The sequence below is a fragment of the Nitrosovibrio sp. Nv4 genome (genome assembly GCF_900215485.1).
GTDB lineage: Bacteria > Pseudomonadota > Gammaproteobacteria > Burkholderiales > Nitrosomonadaceae > Nitrosospira.
Map to the genome: position 1 here is coordinate 342798 of NZ_OCMZ01000002.1, position 21016 is coordinate 363813.

At 51.6% G+C, this 21016-nt stretch carries 24 protein-coding genes; 5 read left to right on the plus strand and 19 right to left on the minus strand.

Translation table 11 applies throughout. From position 1 onward, the window contains the following. The first annotated feature begins 206 nt into the window (after positions 1-206). The 4 genes from CRO05_RS09740 (at position 207) to CRO05_RS09755 (ending at position 5159) form a co-directional block, all read left to right on the plus strand. Positions 207-1454 (plus strand): O-antigen ligase, encoded by a 1248-nt coding sequence (locus tag CRO05_RS09740; RefSeq protein WP_235001378.1) that lies wholly within the window; start codon positions 207-209, stop codon positions 1452-1454. A 219-nt stretch (positions 1455-1673) separates the two neighbouring features. After that, positions 1674-2609 carry a glycosyltransferase family 4 protein gene (locus CRO05_RS09745; protein ID WP_143860908.1) on the plus strand — a complete coding sequence of 312 codons (936 nt, stop codon included), beginning with the start codon at positions 1674-1676 and terminating at the stop codon, positions 2607-2609. A gap of 141 nt (positions 2610-2750) precedes the next feature. Next, entirely contained in the window at positions 2751-3653 is a 903-nt protein-coding gene (locus CRO05_RS09750; RefSeq protein ID WP_097067023.1) for a rhamnan synthesis F family protein, read from the plus strand. 240 nt (positions 3654-3893) lie between these two features. Continuing rightward, on the plus strand, positions 3894-5159 hold the full coding sequence (locus tag CRO05_RS09755; RefSeq protein WP_143860909.1) for a glycosyltransferase family 4 protein: 1266 nt from the start codon (positions 3894-3896) through the stop codon (positions 5157-5159). Between the two features lie 206 nt (positions 5160-5365). On the opposite strand, the gene CRO05_RS09760 is transcribed toward CRO05_RS09755, so the two are convergent. The 9 genes from CRO05_RS09760 to CRO05_RS09800 form a co-directional block, all read right to left on the minus strand. Continuing rightward, positions 5366-6985, minus strand: coding sequence for a hypothetical protein (locus tag CRO05_RS09760; RefSeq protein WP_235001379.1), 1620 nt, complete (start codon positions 6983-6985; stop codon positions 5366-5368). Between the two features lie 501 nt (positions 6986-7486). Then, the gene (locus CRO05_RS09765) at positions 7487-8230 is read right to left on the minus strand and encodes a hypothetical protein (protein ID WP_097067025.1); all 744 of its coding nucleotides are present in this window, start codon (positions 8228-8230) and stop codon (positions 7487-7489) included. Continuing rightward, positions 8223-9365, minus strand: a complete 1143-nt coding sequence (locus CRO05_RS09770; RefSeq protein ID WP_097067026.1) for a hypothetical protein — start codon at positions 9363-9365, stop codon at positions 8223-8225. The genes CRO05_RS09765 and CRO05_RS09770 overlap by 8 nt, the downstream gene beginning before the upstream one ends. Continuing rightward, positions 9358-9969 carry a GNAT family N-acetyltransferase gene (locus CRO05_RS09775; RefSeq protein WP_097067027.1) on the minus strand — a complete coding sequence of 204 codons (612 nt, stop codon included), beginning with the start codon at positions 9967-9969 and terminating at the stop codon, positions 9358-9360. Before CRO05_RS09775 ends, CRO05_RS09770 begins: the two co-directional genes overlap by 8 nt. Continuing rightward, the gene (locus CRO05_RS09780) at positions 9969-11492 is read right to left on the minus strand and encodes a hypothetical protein (protein ID WP_097067028.1); all 1524 of its coding nucleotides are present in this window, start codon (positions 11490-11492) and stop codon (positions 9969-9971) included. Before CRO05_RS09780 ends, CRO05_RS09775 begins: the two co-directional genes overlap by 1 nt. Positions 11493-11498: 6 nt before the next feature. Continuing rightward, the gene (locus CRO05_RS09785; RefSeq protein ID WP_097067029.1) at positions 11499-11936 is read right to left on the minus strand and encodes a hypothetical protein; all 438 of its coding nucleotides are present in this window, start codon (positions 11934-11936) and stop codon (positions 11499-11501) included. Positions 11937-11972: 36 nt separating this feature from the next. After that, the gene (locus CRO05_RS09790) at positions 11973-12356 is read right to left on the minus strand and encodes a hypothetical protein (RefSeq protein WP_097067030.1); all 384 of its coding nucleotides are present in this window, start codon (positions 12354-12356) and stop codon (positions 11973-11975) included. 69 nt (positions 12357-12425) lie between these two features. Further along, on the minus strand, positions 12426-14462 hold the full coding sequence (locus CRO05_RS09795) for a hypothetical protein (protein WP_097067031.1): 2037 nt from the start codon (positions 14460-14462) through the stop codon (positions 12426-12428). 12 nt (positions 14463-14474) lie between these two features. Next, positions 14475-15014, minus strand: coding sequence for a glycoside hydrolase family protein (locus CRO05_RS09800; protein ID WP_177168718.1), 540 nt, complete (start codon positions 15012-15014; stop codon positions 14475-14477). Between the two features lie 71 nt (positions 15015-15085). Here CRO05_RS09800 and CRO05_RS15530 point away from each other — a divergent pair, with 71 nt between their 5' ends. Next, the gene (locus tag CRO05_RS15530; protein WP_159462720.1) at positions 15086-15247 is read left to right on the plus strand and encodes a hypothetical protein; all 162 of its coding nucleotides are present in this window, start codon (positions 15086-15088) and stop codon (positions 15245-15247) included. 76 nt (positions 15248-15323) lie between these two features. On the opposite strand, the gene CRO05_RS09810 is transcribed toward CRO05_RS15530, so the two are convergent. The 10 genes from CRO05_RS09810 to CRO05_RS09855 all read right to left on the minus strand — a co-directional run bounded on the left by CRO05_RS09810 (position 15324) and on the right by CRO05_RS09855 (position 21016). Beyond that, the gene (locus tag CRO05_RS09810; protein WP_235001470.1) at positions 15324-15623 is read right to left on the minus strand and encodes a hypothetical protein; all 300 of its coding nucleotides are present in this window, start codon (positions 15621-15623) and stop codon (positions 15324-15326) included. A 2-nt stretch (positions 15624-15625) separates the two neighbouring features. Further along, positions 15626-15805, minus strand: a complete 180-nt coding sequence (locus tag CRO05_RS09815; protein WP_097067034.1) for a hypothetical protein — start codon at positions 15803-15805, stop codon at positions 15626-15628. A 189-nt stretch (positions 15806-15994) separates the two neighbouring features. Continuing rightward, positions 15995-16591: a hypothetical protein gene (locus CRO05_RS09820; RefSeq protein WP_097067035.1), complete on the minus strand. Its 597-nt coding sequence runs from the start codon at positions 16589-16591 to the stop codon at positions 15995-15997. Further along, positions 16582-16911 (minus strand): hypothetical protein, encoded by a 330-nt coding sequence (locus CRO05_RS09825; protein ID WP_097067036.1) that lies wholly within the window; start codon positions 16909-16911, stop codon positions 16582-16584. Before CRO05_RS09825 ends, CRO05_RS09820 begins: the two co-directional genes overlap by 10 nt. Further along, complete coding sequence (locus tag CRO05_RS09830; RefSeq protein WP_097067037.1) at positions 16911-17810, minus strand: hypothetical protein; 900 nt, start codon at positions 17808-17810, stop codon at positions 16911-16913. Before CRO05_RS09830 ends, CRO05_RS09825 begins: the two co-directional genes overlap by 1 nt. Positions 17811-17824: 14 nt before the next feature. After that, positions 17825-18448, minus strand: a complete 624-nt coding sequence (locus CRO05_RS09835) for a hypothetical protein (protein WP_097067038.1) — start codon at positions 18446-18448, stop codon at positions 17825-17827. Further along, the gene (locus CRO05_RS09840) at positions 18445-18777 is read right to left on the minus strand and encodes a hypothetical protein (protein ID WP_097067039.1); all 333 of its coding nucleotides are present in this window, start codon (positions 18775-18777) and stop codon (positions 18445-18447) included. Before CRO05_RS09840 ends, CRO05_RS09835 begins: the two co-directional genes overlap by 4 nt. Further along, positions 18777-19172 (minus strand): hypothetical protein, encoded by a 396-nt coding sequence (locus tag CRO05_RS09845; protein ID WP_097067040.1) that lies wholly within the window; start codon positions 19170-19172, stop codon positions 18777-18779. Before CRO05_RS09845 ends, CRO05_RS09840 begins: the two co-directional genes overlap by 1 nt. Before the next feature lie 60 nt (positions 19173-19232). After that, complete coding sequence (locus CRO05_RS09850) at positions 19233-19670, minus strand: hypothetical protein (protein WP_097067041.1); 438 nt, start codon at positions 19668-19670, stop codon at positions 19233-19235. Between the two features lie 74 nt (positions 19671-19744). Then, the gene (locus CRO05_RS09855) at positions 19745-21016 is read right to left on the minus strand and encodes a DUF4043 family protein (RefSeq protein ID WP_090877888.1); all 1272 of its coding nucleotides are present in this window, start codon (positions 21014-21016) and stop codon (positions 19745-19747) included.

Here is a 21016-nt window from a genome sequence, read left to right on the forward strand (position 1 = left end):
GGTACTAGCACAATGTCCTGTCCGCTTCAGAACTCTATTCTACAAGCGTGTAAAACGATTGTTCGTAGGTCCTTCTTTCCCTGACGATATAAGCGGTTCACGTAATTTCGCAGCAAGATAAACTCGCACCGCTTCACGGAAATATACGAGAGTAGCGACAGATACGCTAATATAGCCGACCCATAACAACTTCATTTCGTAAAACCGTGTCAACATCCGTTACCTCGCCCAACCTCTTGCAAAGCGCTTCTACATGGCGCGATATGCTGGCAAAGATTGCGCTACTCTTTTTCGGTATCGCCTTGTGGCACAAAGGACTGAGTTTTTATGGCTACTATCTCCTCCCCGTAGCCTGGGTCCTGGATGGAGGTTTGCGCCGATTCAGGCAGACGCTTAACGAGCCATTTGTTATAGGTATGCTTGTTCTGTGTTTTGTCCTCGCTCTGGGAATCCTCTGGAGTGATGATCCTAAACTTGGCTTCAAGGTTTGGCGAAGGTACTTCGCATTCCTGGTTTTTATCCCCTATTTATCCCTGTTGAATAAAGAGCGGTTGCCGTGGGCGATCGGTGGCCTGCTCGCAGGTTATCTCGGTGTTCTGCTTACCGGCATACATCAGTGGATAATCATGAACACGCAAGGTATTCCGACCCTTAGGCTAACTTACCTAGACTTTTCTGCAATGCTCGGGATCGGGATCATACTGACTCTTTATCTTGCTGATATAAGTAAAAACAAAAAGACCAAATCACTCTTGTGGTTTCTGGCTATCCTTTTACTATTCATTCAATTTAATCAGAATGCACGCGGAATTCTTATAGCCACGCTCATTTCATCCGGGCTATTACTTTTACTGCTGCACAAAAAAGAAATCAGAACCCTTCTTACGGTCATGGCATCGCTAATTATCGTGATCGCCGTGTTTGCATACACCAGCACCAGCTTCCACGAACGGATGGCGCAAGCCGAGCATGACATAGAATTGTCCAAACTAGGACAGTACGATACCAGTCTGGGATATCGTTTGGCTCTATGGGACGTGGGGTTGCACGGTATTGCGGAGCGCCCGCTTTTAGGTCGTGGTACGGGTATGGCGGGTAGCTACTTCGATAAAACTATTGAGACCTACAAGAGTGGCCTCTACAAGGAACTGCTGAAATTTTCGCCAATTTACCATTACCACAACGACTGGATCGAGGTAGGAATGCATTTGGGAGCGCTTGGCCTCGCAGCTTATGCTTTTTTTTTGCAAAGCTGGTTTCGGACCCTAAGAATACATCGACTTACACCCTTAGGTGCAGCTTTTATGTGCTTTATCGTTCTGCTCGGCCTAACGGATGTTTTTGTAATATTCAGACAAAATCTTTATCTGATCCTTATCATTACCGCCATTGGTGTCACTTGGCAGAAAGCTTATGGGCTCACTTCTGTCCAGACAGAAAACTACCCTGTGTAATGTGATTGGATGCTTGCAAGCGCTTGCGCATCGCGAAAAGGGTGCTCCACTATCTGCATCCACTTCATGCTGGCAGTCGAAGGACTTAAATTCGTTAAACAGGCGCTACTTTTGAAAGAACGCAAATAATAATCAACGAAAATTATGTCAATAATATTCTTGTCACCTCATCATGACACCCCCCATGGGGGGATTAAGGTTATGTATAGGCAATCCGAGATGCTATATGCTAATAACGTTGAAAGCTATATTTTTCACCCCCGGAAACCCAATTTTTCTTGCACATGGTTTTCTCACAACGCCAAACCTTTTATCCCCAGAAAATCCCGCTTCTCTTCTACATGGTTTTCTCGTGTCAGCAAATTTCTCGAGCCAGGGATTTTTGATGCAAAGAATGATTTCCTTGTGATACCTGAAATTTGGGCGGCCCGATATGGAAATCAATGCATTGATGCTGGTTTGAGATATGCTATTTATGTGCAAGGTGGATATTTAATTCACACTGGTATAGGGTCTTTATCGGAGAGAGATCTGAGACGTGCTTATGATCATGCTGATATTTTAATGTCGATATCAGAAGATACCTCCACCATGATCTCTCTGGCTTTTCCATCCATATCACATCAAAAAATTATTAGACTTTTTCCAAATGTTGGGGAAACTTTTGGTGCGGGGGTAAAGCAAAAAATCATTAGCTTTATACCGAGAAAGTTGCCTAAACATGCTGAGCAGGTATGTTTTTATCTGAAGCAATACTTACCTGAAGGTTGGGAATTGGTGCCAATCATAAATCGCACTGAAAAAGACGTAGGCTCGATTCTGGCAAAGAGTTCCATATTTATGTCATTTTCTGATTTAGAAGGATTTTCACTGCCGCCTCTTGAGGCGGCAATTTCCGGAAATATCGTTGTTGGGTATACAGGGCAGGGTGCAAAAGAATATTTTTATAAACCAGTTTTTCGAGATATTCCGAATGGTGATTTGAAGGGGTTTGTTGAAAGTGTTCGCACAGCGATTCGGGATGTGGAGGCTGGAATACCACAAACCATTGAATTTAAAAAACAATTAGAGGATGTCAAGCGGACTTATTCTGCCGAAAATGAGTTGTTTCACTTATTGAAATTTTCATCTCTGGTTAATCAAACTTTGGGTTAGAGATAGTAGGACAGCGATTAACCAGGAGCGATATGCTAAGGAAGTGCGTAATCTGTCGAGCGAAGTATGTACGAAGAAAGAAACCTATTCTATTGATTTCATTCCGGTAGCTCGGATTTATATGCCCCAGAATACCAGTACATGAAAAATTTTATTAAATGGCCCCTTAAGGCGATAGCTAAGGATTTAAGATATTTTCGCGATTTGTCATTCTATTTGCTCACGAGGGAGAACATAACCGAAAAACCTTTGGTTAGGTTGCATAAAGAAGGGGTATCGTCTAATTACGATAGGCCCATATGTCTCTTTTGTAGTTACGACAAAGAAAATATTGTTAAAGAGAATGTGTATTATTATCTTAATGAGCTCATGCTGGCCGGGTTTGATATCGTATTCATCAGCTCGAGCGATACCATTGTAGATGCAGACCTGAAGAAGCTATCCAAATGCTGTATAAAAATAATAAATCGAGAGAACAGAGGATACGATTTTTATGGATGGAAAACAGGACTGGAAAAATATCCTCAATATAAATTTCACGTCGGCCTTTTGTTAGCAAACGACAGTGTTCTCGGGCCGCTTTTTAATATAACAGATATAATCGCAAGGCTCGAAAATTGCGAGGCAGATATTATTGGAATGACAAATTGTTTTCACTTTTATCCGCATCTGCAATCCTATTTTCTTTATTGCAAAAAAACTGTGGTTTTATCTGAAGAATTTCTCCGTTTTTTCCAAGAAGTTAAGGTTCTCGAGCTTAAAGTTGCTGTTATTCGAAAATATGAAGTTGGTTTTTCTCGGATTCTTAGTCATCGGTTTCGCATCGCAGCCCTTTATGATTTAGAACGTGTCCTAACTCAAATCAGCTATCGTGAAAAGCCCATGAAGTGGATTGAGCCAACATTCCACTTATGGAAACCCCTTGTTACTGAATTTAAATTCCCGTTCCTTAAAAAAAGCCTCCTAACACGGAGGGGTGTGAGCACCGAGGAAGTTTCAAAGGTGCTTACAGAAAATAACTCTACTTACAATCTCACGTCTTAGCTGGATTGACTGTTTCCGATTGCCAAAGATGGTAATGATGGTAATCTCCGCTTCTAGCGAGTGTTGGCAACTAATTCCAGAGTTAAACTGTAGCATAAAGCATCCTGGATAAGCGTTGCCCGCTCGGCGCTGATATTCAAAAAGTAGGTGCAAAGTAGCTCTCCTTCCTTTCGTGTCGATCCGGTAGTAGCCTACAATCCAGCCTCTCCAAAGGGGGAATCAAAGGTTAATAATTCATTCGTGAAAAGATATATCAAATCCATTGTCCGCAGAGCTGCAAAATATGCAGGTAACGGTTGTGCCCTCCAACAAACCACTTGGGGAGGTTACACACGTGATGCCTTGCGGTTAGCAAACAAGATTGACTGTTTACCTGAACAATTGCTAAAGCCACAGCAACATCCCGAGCGTGTTGCAGTCCACGTTAAAGATCGTATCTGTAATTGGTATCTTCCGCGGTTTGCTAATCCGTTCTATGGCGGAATAATGACGATACTTCGCCTAGCAGATTACTTGCAACGTTGTCACGGGATCAAACAGCGCATCCTGATTTGTGGAAACTCAGAATCTGATGAGGTCAGTGCAAACATCATCCGCGCTTTTCCAGCATTGTCAAAAGCAGAGGTAATAATTCTCAATACCGGCAAATCACTTATTGAGATACCACCTGCTGATTACTCCGTTGCAACGCTCTGGTCCACTGCGTACGTGCTCCTAGGTGTGGAAAACACTGGGTACAAGTTTTATATGATCCAAGATTTTGAACCCGCATTCTATCCAGCAGGTAGCACCTATGCACAAGCGGAACTCAGCTACTATTTTGGTTTTTACGGTATAGCCAATACCCAATCTCTTAAAGAAATTTACGAGCGAGACTACGGGGGTTGCGCCGTCTTGCTTCGGCCGAGTATCGACAAGACGGTGTTTTATCCAAGTAGTGAGGAAAAAGCGGCGGTACCCAAGAGGCTGTTCTATTACGGGCGACCCGGAACTCCTCGAAATGGCTTCGAATTAGCGGCTGTAGCCTTACGGCGGCTCAAGCAACAATACGGTAATTCGATTGACATCATATGCGCTGGAGCTCGCTGGAATCCCGCAGACTATAATCTGAACGGTGTTGTCAGAAGCTTAGGGATGCTGCCCTACCCTGCAACTGGTGATCTTTATCGAAGTTGTCATTTGGGGCTTGTCATGATGATGACCAAACACCCTTCTTATCTGCCGTTTGAATTGATGGCCAGCGGTGCGATCGTGGTGACCAATTTCAATCAGGCAAATACCTGGTTGCTGAAGGATGGCGAAAATTGCCTGATCTCAGCCCCGAGTGCTTCCTGTCTAGCAGTGAGGCTGTCTTATGGACTTGACCACTACGACGAATTGGCCTCCCTTCGTCAGCGTGCAGCTAATCAAATTTTAGCTGACGCAGGCGACTGGGATACCAGCCTCGGCGAGGTTGCAAAGTTCATATTAGAGCCGCCGCCTTTTATTAGCAGTAATCCTTTTTAATTTTCCCCCACCGGTGCTTTAGCCAGTCAGCTTTAGCTGCAACGATATGCTGCACGGGGTGGAGGTGCGACATGGATCACAGATATGGCAATCATAAATCCCGCTAGGTGGATGATCGTATCTCGGACAGGTATCTTTGTGCCAGTTTCTGACCTTCGCTGATCACGCGTAAATGCGTAGTGTCGCGTCGCAAGCGGCAACTTTCCTCATTGGACGGTCCTCTTGATCGTGTATATTTGATAGGCTGGGTCGGGCGAATCCGGCAACAACTCGAAGTTATCCGAAATGTACTGATGGATTAGAGCGCGTGTATTGCGGAAACGCAGTTCCTCCCGCCCATCAAGGGGAAAATCGAATATCAGGATAAAACCGGGGTTAGCGGCCTTTATGCGTTCGATTTCCAGCTGTTGAAAACTTTCACTTCGAGGGAACAGGGCATATATTTCCCGCATAGGGGACTTTCTCTCCAGTAGCGGATAAGCACCAGGCCAGAAAGGCGCGGCGATAAAACTTTGGCCATTCGGCGCATATTGAGCAGCCAGCTTCCGCAGTAGAGCGATCTCACTCGCTGTGCCAGCATCGATGCTCAGCTCGCTACCGGAGATTTCGATATTCATGCATTGCTTGCTAGCACGACATTGCCAGCCGGGATGAAAATGCATCATCACCCACAAGCTGGCTCCACATAGCATGAGCGCCAAGGGCCACTTAATCCTCGCCGGTTGTGTGGCCAGCAGCACTAGGCAACCAACTAATAACGGAAAAATACTTTTAGCAAGGTGACTTACATCGGCACGGGAATAAGCATAGTGCGCATAGGGCAGCGCCAGGAATGCAGCTGCAACTAGCGTAGGTGGGACGGCCCTCTTGTGGAATTTCTGCCGGGTAGCCCATGAGATAGCAAGTACGCCGAAAACGACCATAGCAATGAAAAACAGGCCGACCAGCACTCCACGAATCGCCTTGCCAACGGATACTGAGTCGAACGCCACACGCCAAGGCCAAGGAACTGGCAGAGTAAGATTAGTTGTCTTGATTTCAAGGAAAAAGAGCAGGCTTTTCCAGAAGGCGGTGGCAAAATCCGGCACCAGCAAAATCATAAGAAGCATGGGCGCAAAACCAGCCGTTACGCCTATTGCCCACAGTGTAACTCCCTTGATAAATCCAGGCTCATCCACTCGTTTGATAGTCAGCCAGACCATAACCCCGAGGCTGCCTAAAACACCGTACACACCATGGTTACGGCCAAAAACGGCCACCAGACCTACACATAGACCAGTGAGAAAGTAACGCCTGCTTGTGGGATGCTGCACGAGGAAAGCCAATACTCCGATCAGCAGAATAGACAAGGAGATATCGAACAGTTTGTGGCGCGGATACATCCACGCCACCAATGTGATGGCTGAAAGAAATAAATAAGGAAAATTTGCGGTTCTTACACTTCGAGCGATTAACAGTAGAGCGACGAATAACCCCATCACCTGAAAAACCGCTACAGCACCCCTCAGGGCCACGATGCCATTGTCCCCCCACAAGCTCATGAGAGCTGCAGACCAGTAGTACCGGCCGGGGTCGTAGGACATGAAATCGCGGATGGGCACCTCACCCAGCATCACACGTTGAGCACCGTACCAAAGAAAACCCTCATCCCACAGCGAAAACCCTTTATGCCCCTGCCAAAGAAAAAGTGCGAATACGACAAAGCTGGCAAAAGCCAGTATTTGAAAAGCCAGTAGCTTATTTTCTTGAGGCTTGTTATACATCTTGATTATTGTAGTAATGGTACCTGCCGCACTCCACAGCAAACTGCTTGTTTCTTCATGCAAAACTCCTTTCTCTAAAGGTAAGTTTTGCCAAAAACTGACATTGTCGCTAGCTACAATTTTGTGGAGCCGGTCAGCATCTTGGCGGGAGAGATGATCAAAAAGTATTTAGAGCACCGTTTTGAGCCGAATAGAAAGAACGATATTTCAAAATGGAACCAGATTAAGATGTGTGTTCAGGCAATACACTATCGGACTTAGTCCGCAAAGCTGACCCACCGGCTTTTAACCGGTGGCTCTTGAGTCAATGCCGTTCCAAAGTCGCTGATACTTCACTTCCAAGAGATGCGATAAAGCTCCTGACTGGCGGAGAGTGAGATACGGGATATAGATACACAAGCACCGCGATTGTATTTGGCTCTTTGCTATTCTGTCCTAGCCATTATGGATGACAAAGAGCAATATATTCATCTAAAACATTCAATCTACGCTTGTCGCCTACAGGGCTGACCATTACAGAACGACCTTTGTGTGCTTTATCTGGAAGAATTTAATTACATACCTTTATTTGAGAAAATTCTCTGGGAAAAACCTAGCTCCGAATTCCTTGAGGTCGATATCTTTTTCCCTTCCATCCTCAAACCTAAATTTCCATATATTCTGCTGCTGATCATTAGGCTTCATTTGCACCGGATCATCGACCAGGTTCATGCCTCCTTTCCTCAGAATTTCTCTCGCTCCTTTCGCATTCCCCGTTAACAGGAAATGCAGGGCATCAGGGAGTCGTTTTTTCCTTGCCGCGTAGACCTGGTTCATCCATGGCGCCATCTCCTCAAGGAGGCCATATTTCTTGTAGATACTGGCCATACGCGTAAGCTCATCGGGTTTTTCAAGGAGATTGCCAGTTAACATACGTTTGCCGATCATCTCATCGGATGATGTGGCCGGGTGCGCTACCGGCTGGTTCAGGCTGGAAAGACCAGCAGCTCTTGTGTCCACAACTGCCGGGGCGTGCACGGAGATGTCATTTAGCCCAGGCGTCGGCTGAGCAGACTGTACTTGCCGGTCACGCTGCCCGGTATGAACCCAACTTGCAACTATTTCATCATTGGCGGCCCGTAATCGATCACGCTTCTCCTTGTTGAAATCAATCTCCTCCATTTTCGCCTGGTGAGATTCCGCGTCGCGTTCGTCGGCTTTTGCCTTCCGGTCAACATATTGCTGCCGTAAACTCATTTCCTGACCCGCACGCAGCCCTTGCGCGAGCCCTCCCGCAAATGCGCCAAGTCCAACAAGTCCGTTAGCCATGCTCAATCTCCTTGTTTTCCGTATCTTTGAACTGCGACATGGCCAGACTGCCGCTGTTGATTCGATGGATAAAGTCTTCTCCCACCAGCGCCACAGCCTCCTGGTTCAGCACCGCTTCGCCATTGGATAAGCGGATTGGCTCGACCCCTTCAATGGTTGCGGAGATCGAGTCGCTTGTGCCGGTGCCAGGACCTTCTATCATGCCACCTTCCGTATAGCCCTTGCGCTTCAGGGTAGACAAGCCGCCGTTATAGCCGCCGGATTTGAATCCATAAACACTGTAGTTTTTGATAACCCCGCCTTTCCTGAGTCCTGGCCCTTTCATATATGCCCCACCCAGTGTTCCAACGAGACTTCCCAGTCCGCTTAGTGCTTCTGCCCTGTTTTGCTGCTGTTGCTGCCAGGCGCCAAGCTGGCCCTGGTATTGATTCAGCATCATGTTGCCCGCAGCGGTATTTGCTCCGATTGCTCCATCAAACCAGCTCTGCGCCGCATTCATCCCGGCATTGTGCAATCCCGCTTTGGTGGCGAGATTATCCGTGGCTGCGTTACCCGCGCTTAGCGCCGCCGCATCTGTCGCTATCCCCGTGGAGGGCATGTTGCGGCCAAATTGCGCGGCGCTTTGCCGCATCGCCATGCCCTGCAGCTCAGTATCGCGCCGGGCCTTGTTCATGGCCCCTGCTGTATCTTTGGCAAGACCCAGATTAATCTCATGGTTCAATGCCTGAAATCTGCCCGAATTAGGGTTGACGCCCATGCGCGCCATCGCGCGTTGGTTCGAGGCCAACGCGCCTTGATATCCGCGGGCAACATCGCCTACCGCTTCCGCCGCCATCCTTTCTTTGCGCTCCGTCGAGTCAAAGTCGTTTGCATCCTTTACTAAGCGCTCTTCAATCGGCGCGAACAGGTTGCGGTAAACCTGCCACTGCGATTCCGCCCTGGCGGCATTTGCGTCGCCGGATGCGATCTGCTGATCGACGACTCTTTGAATCAGCGGGTCCTGTACGCCGGCTCGATCCTTCTCCCATTCGAGCTGCTGTTTTGCCACATCAAGCTGCTGCTGCCCGATATCAGCTTGCTGCTTCGCTGCCTGACCGATCAGCGGATCGGGTCTGGGCGGTTTCGAGCTACACATTTTCAATCTCCAATATTTTGGTTAAGCCGTTTTCAACGTGGTGGTACCCAAGCATGCGGAAGAATCGTCCGGCCTTGTTGACCGTCTTCACGGTGATATTGATTTCCCTTGCCCCGAGCTGCCGTAGGGCATATTCGACATAGGCCACAAAGCTGGCTGCCACCCTTCCCTTCCGCGCTTGCGGCAACAGATAAAGCGTATCCTCTGTGGCAATGATGGTTTGCGTATGTGCACTTTTATCCAGATACATAGCGCAGTTTCCTAATAAATTACCTTCACTCCTTAGGGTCAGGAGAACGTACCTGCCCGCCCGCTCATAGCGGATGAATGTATCGTAATCGGGGTGGAACGGCAGCTCATGCCGGTGCGATTCAGTCTCATCCCAATGTGCCCGGTGCAGCGGTTTTATTTCGTCGGCAATATCCTCGATACGTTCATGAGAAAACATGAAGTCTTCATAGTGTTCCGGCCTGATCTGCTCAATGGCGCTTGTCTGTACCAGCGGCTCGATCCGACCCGCCGCGATGCACACATCCGCCGCCAGTTCGGGCGATAAGGGCAAGCCCATGTGTCTCTTGAGTAACGTAATCAGCTCGATATTCATCAGCTATCCAGCCTCGTAATGATGGTTTCAACCGCGCTGCGAACTTCATTTGTATATGCGTAAAGTGCTTCGCACTCCACTCTGGTTGGATTGGGAGAGAAGGTCAGTGTCTGGAACCTGGGTACTGCTATTCTGTTTCCGCGTCGCCCAGTCAGTATCTCAACCATCGTTTTGAGCCATTCAGGTGTTCCGGCGGGTATGCCCGGCTTCTTGATGCGGGGTGCTGCCGCCCTGCCTGTTACTAGAAGGGTCTCAACCACAATGCCGTCGCTAATAGAGCCGGTGCCGGCTCTATTCCATTGTTTGGAGGAAGCAACGACAAGGATCTGCGTCTGTCTGATGGCGCCTGCGCCGGCGGTATTCCCCTGTGTCTGCAATCGCGGCATCAGGCCGTCGCTGCCAGTGGATATTGCGCCAGTGCCGCTCGTATTGTCCTGCGCAACACTCGTTGCCACCAAAACGAGCGTTTTCGCGATTCCTGCTGCCGAAGGCATGTTCGCCTGAGCCGCGGCAGCAACGAGCAGTATATGAGTTTGCGCTATTGCCGAGGCACTGGAGGTATTGGCTTGTCTGCCAGGGGTGCCGGCAAGAGAATGGCCAATCGCCATGGCTGCAGCACTGGATGCGTTGACCTGAGCGCAGGACGCGGTCACAAGAAGCTGTTTCTGCGCTATCTTTCCGGCGCTGCCTGTGCCAGCCTGGGCCAGGTTCGACCCCGCCAGAGCGTGGTCCTGAGTGATTCCAGACGCACTGCCGTTATTCGCCTGGGTTGAAGCCGCACTGGTCAAATCATGCTTTGGCCCAATGCGGGTCCACCATTTTTTAGCCTGGGCTTTGAACAACTGCCAGGGATTTTCACGGAATGCTCTTGCCTCAGCCTCGCCCCAGATGGCGTCGGTGTATCCAGCTACCAGTATCGACCCATTAAAATCACGGAACGCTCCGCCAACATACCGCCCGAGGTTCAAATTCTTGTTCCCCGGTCCCCATGCCGCGGGCGCGGTGGCCCAGGTTAATCCAGTCTCTTTTCCATCAAGAAAAACCCTGCAAGTCTGCGCAGTACCACCGGATACGAAAACGATGCTGCGGTTCTTAGTGTGGAACCACGAAGAAAGACTGCCGGAACTTGGGCTATTGGAACCAATTGAAACCCTTAGATCAGGATAAATCTCATATGCGGAAACATTTGGAGAAGATGCGCCGAAGAGGACATGGCCATTGATATCAGCAGCGCCTACCGTCGGACACCACGCAAAGAAGGTGCCGATATTACTGGTCAGCTCCGGGTAGCCATTACAGGCATAAAAGTCGTCTTCCCCATCGAATGAGAATACCTTGCCATTCTGCCCCGTTGCAATTGCAGCGTTTCCACCTGGCGCCCAACTACGGCCGGTTACCAGATCGACGGGCCCAACACCAGGGTTGAACAGTACGCGTACACTTTTGGCGAGTCCGGCATAATCTATCTGTACCGCATGTTGAGGTTGCGTTACAGGCGGGCCTGGACGTATGACTAGGGACATTTGATGCTACGCGGAAAGGCCGCTGATGCCTGCCATATAGACGTTTCCGCTGGCAAGCGGCACACCCGCGTCATTCTTGACAACCAGCTTGAGATAACGGGCTACGGCCAAGCCTTGCAAACTGAAGAATTTTCTGTGAATGCTCGTATCATTGCACGGCAATGTGCCGATCCAATGTAGATCAGCCTCGTTGACGGTATCTGTGCCACTTTCAGGGCCACTGCTGAAATTGACATTATCAAGTGACAGCTTTGCGAAGAGGACAACCTGTTTGTTGCCGACGGGAGCGCCGTTGGGATCGCATTCCACTTCGATGGTCACGTCCAGGGGGATAGCGGAGCCCAGGTCAATTACGGATGAGGCGGCGTAGGCAGCGCTTGCCAGAGTACCCATATTGAGTACAGATTGGCTACGCGCATTCTGCGTTTGTGTAAAGGTTGCCATGATTCTTTCCTCTGAGTTTCGTTAGTAAAACCCAGCTCAAGCTGGCTGCGAGCTCGTGTAAGTCAGGGCCGGGAAGCTGACCGTGTTGCCGCTTGTCACCACCTGATCGCTGGTCTCATCCGTAACCAGAAGAACTTTGGAGATGTTATCCGTGAAGGCAATGTGCAGATCTGGCGTGACGCCGGAGTTTGCTGAAGCTGTGCCGCTTTTGGCGGCAACGGACAACACCCGGGCAGCGCCATCCGCGCCGGATAGCGTGTAATCGTCGGGGGCGACGGCGACGGTACAGATTGCATTGCTGACGACTGTCGTGTAGCTGTCCGCCGCTGTATAAGCCTTGAGCAGCAACATGCGGATTCCATTGTTCCTGATCACGTTCAGGCCGCCATCCAGAACATCCGCGTGAGCATATTTCGCCAATTCAACTCTCCTTTTCTATAGTCGTAAAAAAAGCCGCGTAACAGCGGCTTGTTTGCAAATCAATGCTCGTTATGCCTGCTTCAATCCGTCCATTGTTTTAGCCAGTACAACCCCGGTTACTTTCACATTGCCGGACAGCACAACTTCCACGTTATCGGATTTGTAACCGCCTGGAAGCCGGAAAGCCCGGCTATTCTCAACCTGTTTGGTAAACTTCAGCACGCCATCGGCCCATAGCTGAAATTGCAGCGAGTCGATAGCGAGCGGCGGAATTGCTCGCATGTCGTCACCGCCGATCTCATACTCTCCCAGCGCTGGATCAGCCAGTCCATCATTCATTGCACCTGAATCGACAAGCGCCTGATTGGCCGCGAGGGCTGCGGTATGGGAAGCCTGTGCCGAAGCCATCTCGGCTTCGGACATATCGAAATCGGCATCGATCTTTGCCGCGCCATAATTGACCGGTGGTCCAGTCACGAACTTCTTGCTCTTCCATTCGTAGGTGAGCTTGGTTCCCGCATTCCCTTCCCACTCGTATATCTTCTTTTCCAGCGCTACGTAGAGCTTGCCGGTAGCCGGATCTGCCCACGTGCAGGTAATGTTCTGGTTCACCTTGATAAAGGACGCGCTCTCGGCCTTGTCGATGACGAACATCAGGGAACTGCCCTCAACGGTATAGCCGCAGTAATAGCGGTTATCGGCAGAGGCCGCAATGAATGTGGCAGGGTTCAACTCTGCCCATTCCTTTTGCGTGAACAGATCTTTCGTTACGATGTCGCTGTTAGCGCCAATGATTACCATGCCCTGTGGCGCGGGATAACCGACGCCGAACGCAAAACTCGCCACGCCGCGCTTTGACATGCAGGGCCACGCCACACCCAGCTTCTCCATACCCCCGCCCATGGTTACCGGCTCAACGCCCGTTATGGTAAAAGGATTGCCTTTCGTCATCCCGACCAGTGTCGTGCCGCTAACGCCAATTGCTACAATTTCCTGGTCGTAGGTTTGCCGGTAAGCAGTTGGCCAGGCGTAGGGCTTGAACGGTTCCGAGAACAATACTTCGTTGCCAATGAAACCAGCCCCAATTCCATTCGCCAGGATCTTGATGCCTTTCATGTCCGCTGGCGGCATATCCCAGGTGGCGGATGGCAGCACTTCTCCAAGCGCAACCGCAGAGTCGGTCGCGGTATCGTCATAGCTGGAGGTCACCGCCGGGATGGTGACCACGTAGCGGTACTCGGTTCCGGATGGAGTGGTCAACGTGCGGTAAATCCGCTTGGTCATGCCAGTCGTGTTATGGGGCGCCACGCGCTTCCATGTTCCGCCCCCGGCATAGATCTGTGTCGTTGCGAGCGATACAATGACTTTTTTTGTTGCTGAATCTACGTTCACCAAGGTGAACTGGCCGTTGAGATCATCCATGCCTGTAATTGAGGCGAACGTGATCTTTTCCAAAACTCGCAGACCGAAAACTGTGTCAAGCGTGACTTCCACCTGTCCTGAAGTCGGTGTTTCCCTGACCGCGCCTGATACTGTTCCCGAGTTCGGCGGCGCGGAATCCAGATTTGACAGTGCCCAGGTATCATCCATCTTTCCGGTAGTGACCTTCGAGGCAGGAGACGGCCTGGACTCTTCCCCCCATTGCGTGACGAAGGTATAAACATAAGCGCGAGTGGCGGATGATCCGGTTCCGCCAGACGATGCAACTGCCGGCTGGGCAACGGGTGGAGTAACACCCAGAACATAACAACCCGAAGGATAGGGCCCGGCGCCCGCAGTCGCGAGATCAAAATCCGATGTACGCGGCTCCCCATCGCCCGTGTAATAGAAGCGCCGCGATGTATTGCCAGCGACAGGGGATTGTGCCACATCCACATCCACGTCCCATGCCAGCCACTTTTCGTTGCCGTCCTTCGGCAGGCGAAACATTGATCGGATGTCTCTATCTATAACCGGGGAGAAGACCGCCCTCGGCCCGTTTCTCGGGCGTAAATCGCCGGAAGTAAGATTGCAATTGGTCGCAACCTGAGCCTGATTGGAGCTTAGCAGCTGCTTTGCCAGTCTTGGCACAAGGCCGGAAAACCCGGCAATTCTAAAAGCATTCACTTTGGCAAAACCTCAGTCTTGGGATTGTGTGGTACGTGACAGGCCCAGCTTCTTCCCCTCGCAAATGGCGCGCTCCTCTGCCCTTCTCTTTACCAGCCCTGGCAATACTTTTCTGCCGGGACCGTACTTGAACGCTTCTATGCGAGCGCACGCTTCAGCATATTTTTTGGAATTGATCAAATCGATCAGGTTGGGCGGTTTCCCCGGCTGGGCCTTCCGGCAAAATGTCGGGACACCCACGTTATAAGCCAGTCTCACAAATGCCTCGTATTCATGCTGATACAATGGCACGGTGACACAGCGTTTCACCCCTGCCGCATAGATTCCCTCCACCTCGTCAAGCAGCCGCACCAATGAGCGTTCCGGGGTGGTCTTGTCGCCCATCCTGACCCCGCCTGTCGTGCCGAATCCGATAGTCGGCACGTCGCCGGGGACAGGGATATAGGCTTCATCCTTGTAGCCTTCATGCACGGCAAGCCCGACAAGGGTTGAAGCCGCCAGTACCAGTACAGCCACTGCGGAACGGACTTGCGTCGGGGATGATTTGATCATTTCTCGATTCCTTCAGATTTTTCATCGCACTCCTGCGAATTTTCCCTCAATGTCATTTGGCGTTTTCCTCAATGCAATCAAGCTTCGCCTTTATTGTCTCTTTCAAATTCCCCGCATCCACATTTGCGCAGGACGATATTCTGGTTGTTGGCGCGGGCAATGGCTTCGGTTTCAGCTTGGGCGTTTCCCCCCCGCTTTCGGGCGGCTCGGAATCCATTACGGAAGCCGGTTGATCGGTTGGCCCATCCTCCGTGGGCGAAGGTACAAGCATGGTGCATGACGCAAGAAACAGCGCTCCCACCAGGTATCTCATCGCTTCCTCCCGTGTGCCCACTGATCAATAATCCGGTCGAGTTTCTCATTGAATTCCCGCATTGTTTCCCGCTGCTCGCCTCTTGCGGATTTAAGCTCTTCGCTCAGACGCTCATTGGTTCTTTCCTGGTACAGCTCGCCGCGTTTAAGGCTGGCGATATCGTTCTGCACATCGTTGTAAGTGGCTACGCCGGATGCGAGAAGACCGGCTACGGCAATAATTCCGCTAAAGGATAATGTGTAGGTGGATGGTCCACGCCGCCGGTCTTTCTTTTGATCGCTATCATCGTCCGTCATGGTCACACGAGAATCCACAGAAATACGACCGCAAGCACGACAGCGCCTAGCAATATCGTAGCCGTCCATTTCGACGCCTTCAGTTTATCGAGCAATCTGTCAGCGCCAGAGTCGGCTACTGCATGTTGTCTTTCCATATCTTCCTTCAAGGCCCTAATACGTTTGCGCTGGAACATAGTCATGCTTAATTCTCCGAAAAAATAACGTGTTTAATAGGGATGGGTGGAGTTAAACCAACCCATCACTTGCTTATCGCCATATCTCGCCAACTGCAATTAGTCGATATCCGGTTGGGCACATAATAAAAAACGCGGCAAAACCGCGTCTTAGCTTGGATACCTGATAAGTTGCATAAAGTATTTATCGGGGATTTACCATTGAATCGCATCCAGCTGCTGCTGAGCTGGGGTATTGCCGAGGGCGGCAATCTCATCGCACAATTTCTGCCGCTTGCCCGTGAGCTGCCCATGCATTGGTGCAAACAGGGCGGCATTGGCGATAATTCTGTCAACCAGCTCAGCCTTGATCATGCCGCGTTCTGCGGCTGCACCATCAATCCATGGGGTAGGGGCATTCGAATCCTGTAACCAGGCACGGGCTTCCGTTTCCTGTTTCGGCCAGCTGTTGATTTCATCCTCGGGATAACCTGAAGTCATGGCCTTCACCGCGGCCCGATAGGAAGCATTGATGCGCGCTATCGCGGCTGCTTTCATCTGCCCGGCTGCTGATTGGCCGACTGGGATAGGGACAATCGCCTGCGGCTCGGCGGCAGTCCAGAGGTGAATGAATGACTGAAAGTCCGCTATGCTATCCAACCGCGTGTTCGCCACTTCGTCATGCTCGATATGCCCGCTGACGCCATTCCATTGCACGGCGCGTATGCCTGGGGGCAGCGCCGACAGGTCAACCGGCCTGAATATTCCATCAATGCCGACGACGCCATCGTCTCTAATGATCGTCACCCGCATGCCCGATCCCCCTGTTGCGACAGCATCCGTTGTGCAGCGACGATCAGCGCTTGTTGCGTCTGCGCTCCCTGCTTCACCATCTCGTTGCGGAACGACTCGGTAGCTGCAGCGCCCTTCCGCGACTCATTGGCGGTATTGATCACGAGGGTTGGCATCCAGGCGATGGCGCAGCCCCAGGTGCCGGTTTCCTGCCCGGTATTTGCATCAACGCCACGGACCTGCACGTACCACGGGCAGCGGTAAAGGGTGGGTTGCCCCTCCTCCACCTTGAGTTCTTCGCATTTTGCGCCAAGAGGACAGTCTGCTATGCGTGTTTTCATCAGTCTTTGCTCGCTATGATCATGTCTATGTACTGCACGGCCAGGTTAATAGCAGTGCCAGTGAATATGTGGTTATGCGAACCGCCGCCACCGATATTGTTATTTGTAGAAATGGTGCCTTGCGAAACATTAGTGGTAGATACGAGAGGTCCGGCGTCAGGTCCGGCAAAACCATAAGTGATGCTATGGCTATGTGCCGGTATTTGGGCAGACGTTAAAGTGATCGCACTATTCGATCCCGTAACAGCTTGCGATGCAAACGCGGTTGTAAATGCAACCGAGCCACCGGAACCTCCGCCCGCGCCCCCGACAACGCGAATCGCCTTGTTGTTATGGTTGGTTACCTGGGTCCAGCCAACCGGCGCGGCAGCCTGGAAAAATGACATGACGGTCCCCGGCGGAATGAGAGCTGCAATTGCAGCAGGAATACCCAGCGTTGCTCTAGCTGCCGCTGCATCCGCATCGTCCAGCAATGTTCGGCTAAACGAACTCAGGTCCAGCAGTGCCGCTGAGCCCGCGCCGGTGAAGTACGGCAACTTATCGGCAGATGCCGAGAGACCGCCCAGTGCTATGAGGTTCGCATTCGAAAGCGACTCCTGCAAGGCAACGTTGGTCACTCCAGCTACGAAATGATCTCCAGCCGCCCACGTGCGCGGTGTTGTCCCGTCCAGTCCGCGTCCCCCTGCCGCAATGGCGAGACTATCGGCGCTACGCGCCTCGACCTTTACAATTTCACGGTTGCCCGAAGCGTCCTTGAAGATTCCATAGAAATAATCGCCAGCGCCGAGCACCGGGAAGAGAATCCCTTTCCCTGCCTCAACCGTGAAGCTCAATCCGCTTGTCCCGCTTGGGGCGGAACTGACGATGGCTTTGCCGAAATTCGAGAACTTGAGTCCCATGTTTTACCTCTTGTCTACCTTCGGCTCATGATGGATGTTCTTAACGGTGCTCTGGTATGGCTTCTCGCTGCCCGCAAGCCAGCCGCCGCTGTTTTGATCGAGAATTGCTGCTGGTGATAGGCAGCAAGCTGCGCATTGGTATAAGGCTTTTTGGGTGACAGCATCAGCCGTGCCAGGGCGCCGTGAACAATCGCCTCGCGGTATTCGTTGAATAATGCATCATCTATGCCGGTGCTGACAGGCGAAGGTTTGAGCGCCACCGTCATGATTAATATTGCAGCAGCGCCGGGTCGCGGTACCAGTGTGATGGAAGCTGCGTCATCGACAATATATTGCGGGGCGCTGATCCAGCCACGCCAGTTTTGAGCGGAGACGCCGGCCCCACCCAGATATGGCGCTATTTCTTCGCCATCCAGTGCCGCAAAAGTGACCGCATGCACGACCGTGCCCTCTGGCGGCGCAAAGGCGTACCCGGCGATACCAGCCACAACCGGAACATCAGGGTGCGCTACCTGCCACGCCAGTGACTGTTCACAAAATGTGATTGCAGATTGGCGCAGCGCGCTATCGGCAGCGCTGAATGTGCAACCAGGCAAGTCGGGTATAACCAAATCATAGAAATCGCTCCAGATCGTCATGGTTGCGCCTCCGAGCTGAACAACTGTATGAATGTCGCCGCGCGTCCGGAATTGACATGTTCATCATCGGTCATTTCGGCCCTGGCCGTGACGTAATCCGCAACGGTCTGCACATGACAGGCGGGTAACGGGAAAGTATCGGCGAGTAACTTTTCCCCGTCCGGCAAATTGCCAAACTGCCCGATAAACAAATCAGGGCGATGCTCGAGAAGGCGCAATACACCTTGGTTGGCAAACGACAGCAATATTTCGTTGGAATACCGTGCCTTGTCTTCATCGTTGAGCGGGATGCGCGCCAGATCGATGATCGACTGATAAGTGAAAGGCATTAGTCGGCCATCTCGTGTCTGGAAAACAGGTCGATCACTTTGTGCCGCAATGTTTCTTCGTTCTGGCGCTTGTCCAGCCGTTCGTTATAGTGGCGCTCGGCATACTTGACCAGCATATCTTTGTCCATAGCATGGAAGTCGATTACCGGCAGGGGTTCGTCAACCGGCTTTTCTGCTTCTGCCAGACCAATGGGTTCTGCATTAACTGGTTCCTTGCCCTGCCCCTCCTGCCCCTCCTGCCACTCCTGTCCGTTTGTCCAGGTATCGGAATAGACCAGCAGCCGTTCAGCGACTTCGGCACTGACGTTTCGGACCTGCCCGGGCTCCCAGCGAAGTCCTACCCCGTTTATGCTGTCAGTCTTGATACTGGCGGCAATGTATTTAACTTGTGGCATATCAAATCCCAAAAAAAAGGGCGACTCCGGAGAATCGCCCAGTGACCTCTTGTTTAATCCTTATTTGACGCCTGTTGCTTCCCCGGTAACGATGGCGGTGATCTTGCCAGCGGCAAATACTGTGGCCGCTACGGTTACCGTCAGATCCACATACACATCTTTCTCGAACTTGATGGGATCGAATCGATAATCGTTGAGCCCGGCGACGGATAGATGGGTGACAGGGGGCGAAAAATAATCGTCATCCGCCGGACCGTCCTCCGGATTGACTGGCGTGTAACCGATCTTGACGGCAAAGGACGTCCCAGCGGTATCCAGGTCTGCGTTGTGAACCCGGAGACCCGTAACAGTCATACCGGCTGGTATTCTGACAGGGCGATAAACGCTTGCCAGGGCGCCGGAAGACGGCGTCACCGTTCCGTAAACCATGGCGGCATTGCCATAGCCACCCATCGGCATGGCTTTGCTATTCAAATCTGCTGCGTTAAAAGTAGCCATTGATAAACTCCCTAAAAATTAACGGACTGAAGCGGGACTCGAAAGTCCCGCTCTGCTGGATTGATTAAAGCGGATTAAAGTGGTACGGCCGAATCCACCGCGATAACACCAAAGTCCGTGGGCACCTTGGAGCCGGTTCCGTCATCGATCGAGAAACGGGTTTTCGCCTTGCCGCAAACCTTTTCACCCATCACTTCCAGGTTGCTCTCGAAGTTGTACCAATGTTCCTTCCAGCCAAACTGCATGCCGCTGACATTGGTTTTGCCGTAGGCAACGCCCAGAGCCTGCGCGCCAAGCAACAGGCCGCGCTCGACGGCATAACCGGCGGTCAAAGCCGAATTCACGGCTTGATCTGTCTCGGCAGCCGTTGCGGCATTCGCTGCGGTAACAATCTTCGTGCTTTCGCTGGGCGTGAATCGAATGGCGCGCTCGTTCTTGATCACCAGAATGCCGTTCCACATTCCGACTTCACCGGCAAACAGCGGGTGACGGCTATCGAAATACGCTGCCCGATTGATGGCATTCTGCTGGAATGCGCGGAGCGAACCCTCCGTCAACAGTATCGAGTACTGATTGGGGGTTGCGAGGAACACCCACATCTTCGATGTCTGCGCCGCCCTGTCTCCCGCAAGCTTCACGGATTGCAGGGGCTGATCCATATCGTCCAGCCTTTTCCGCAGGAGATCCAGGTGCGACAGACGCAGGGCGTCTGTGGAGACAATGGACCCCAACTGCTGGCCTCCGGGCGTAAGACTTGCGCCATTCACCACAAAATGGCGGTTATAGGTCGGCGCCTTGACCGGATTGACCATGATCGAAGCGAAGCTGGAAGCAGCCTGCGTTGGTATCGTCCAGTCCGATCCCATCTGGGAGCCCCGCGCACCGGCAAGGTGTACCAGCGTTTCCTGCGCATCCAGGCGAGGAAAATAGCCCGACAATTGCGCCAGGGCGATTTCCCGCAATTGATGCTTGGTGCGCTGCTGAGACATGCTCCCGCCCGCGTCAATGACCTTGCTGGACAGATCGATCTTGATTTCCATCGAAGAAAACGAGAGAGCGCTGCCACGGCCTTCACGGTTTACGTCACCCATCAGCGGTTCGCCGCCGACAGTATCGACCAGGTCGAGCGACACAACATCACCGGCGCTCTTCATCAGGTTGTCGATGCGCACGACCGGCATGCCGGGATTTGTCTGCCCTGCCATTTTCTGCATCGCGGCGGAAGGTTCAACCGGTCCGACAAGACTGTCGATGGCAGTTGATCCTTTGAGCGTATTGGCAAAAAGCGCTGCGCTATAATGCTTGACGGCCAGTGAACTGCCGGTTGCTACATTTGTTTCAGCCAT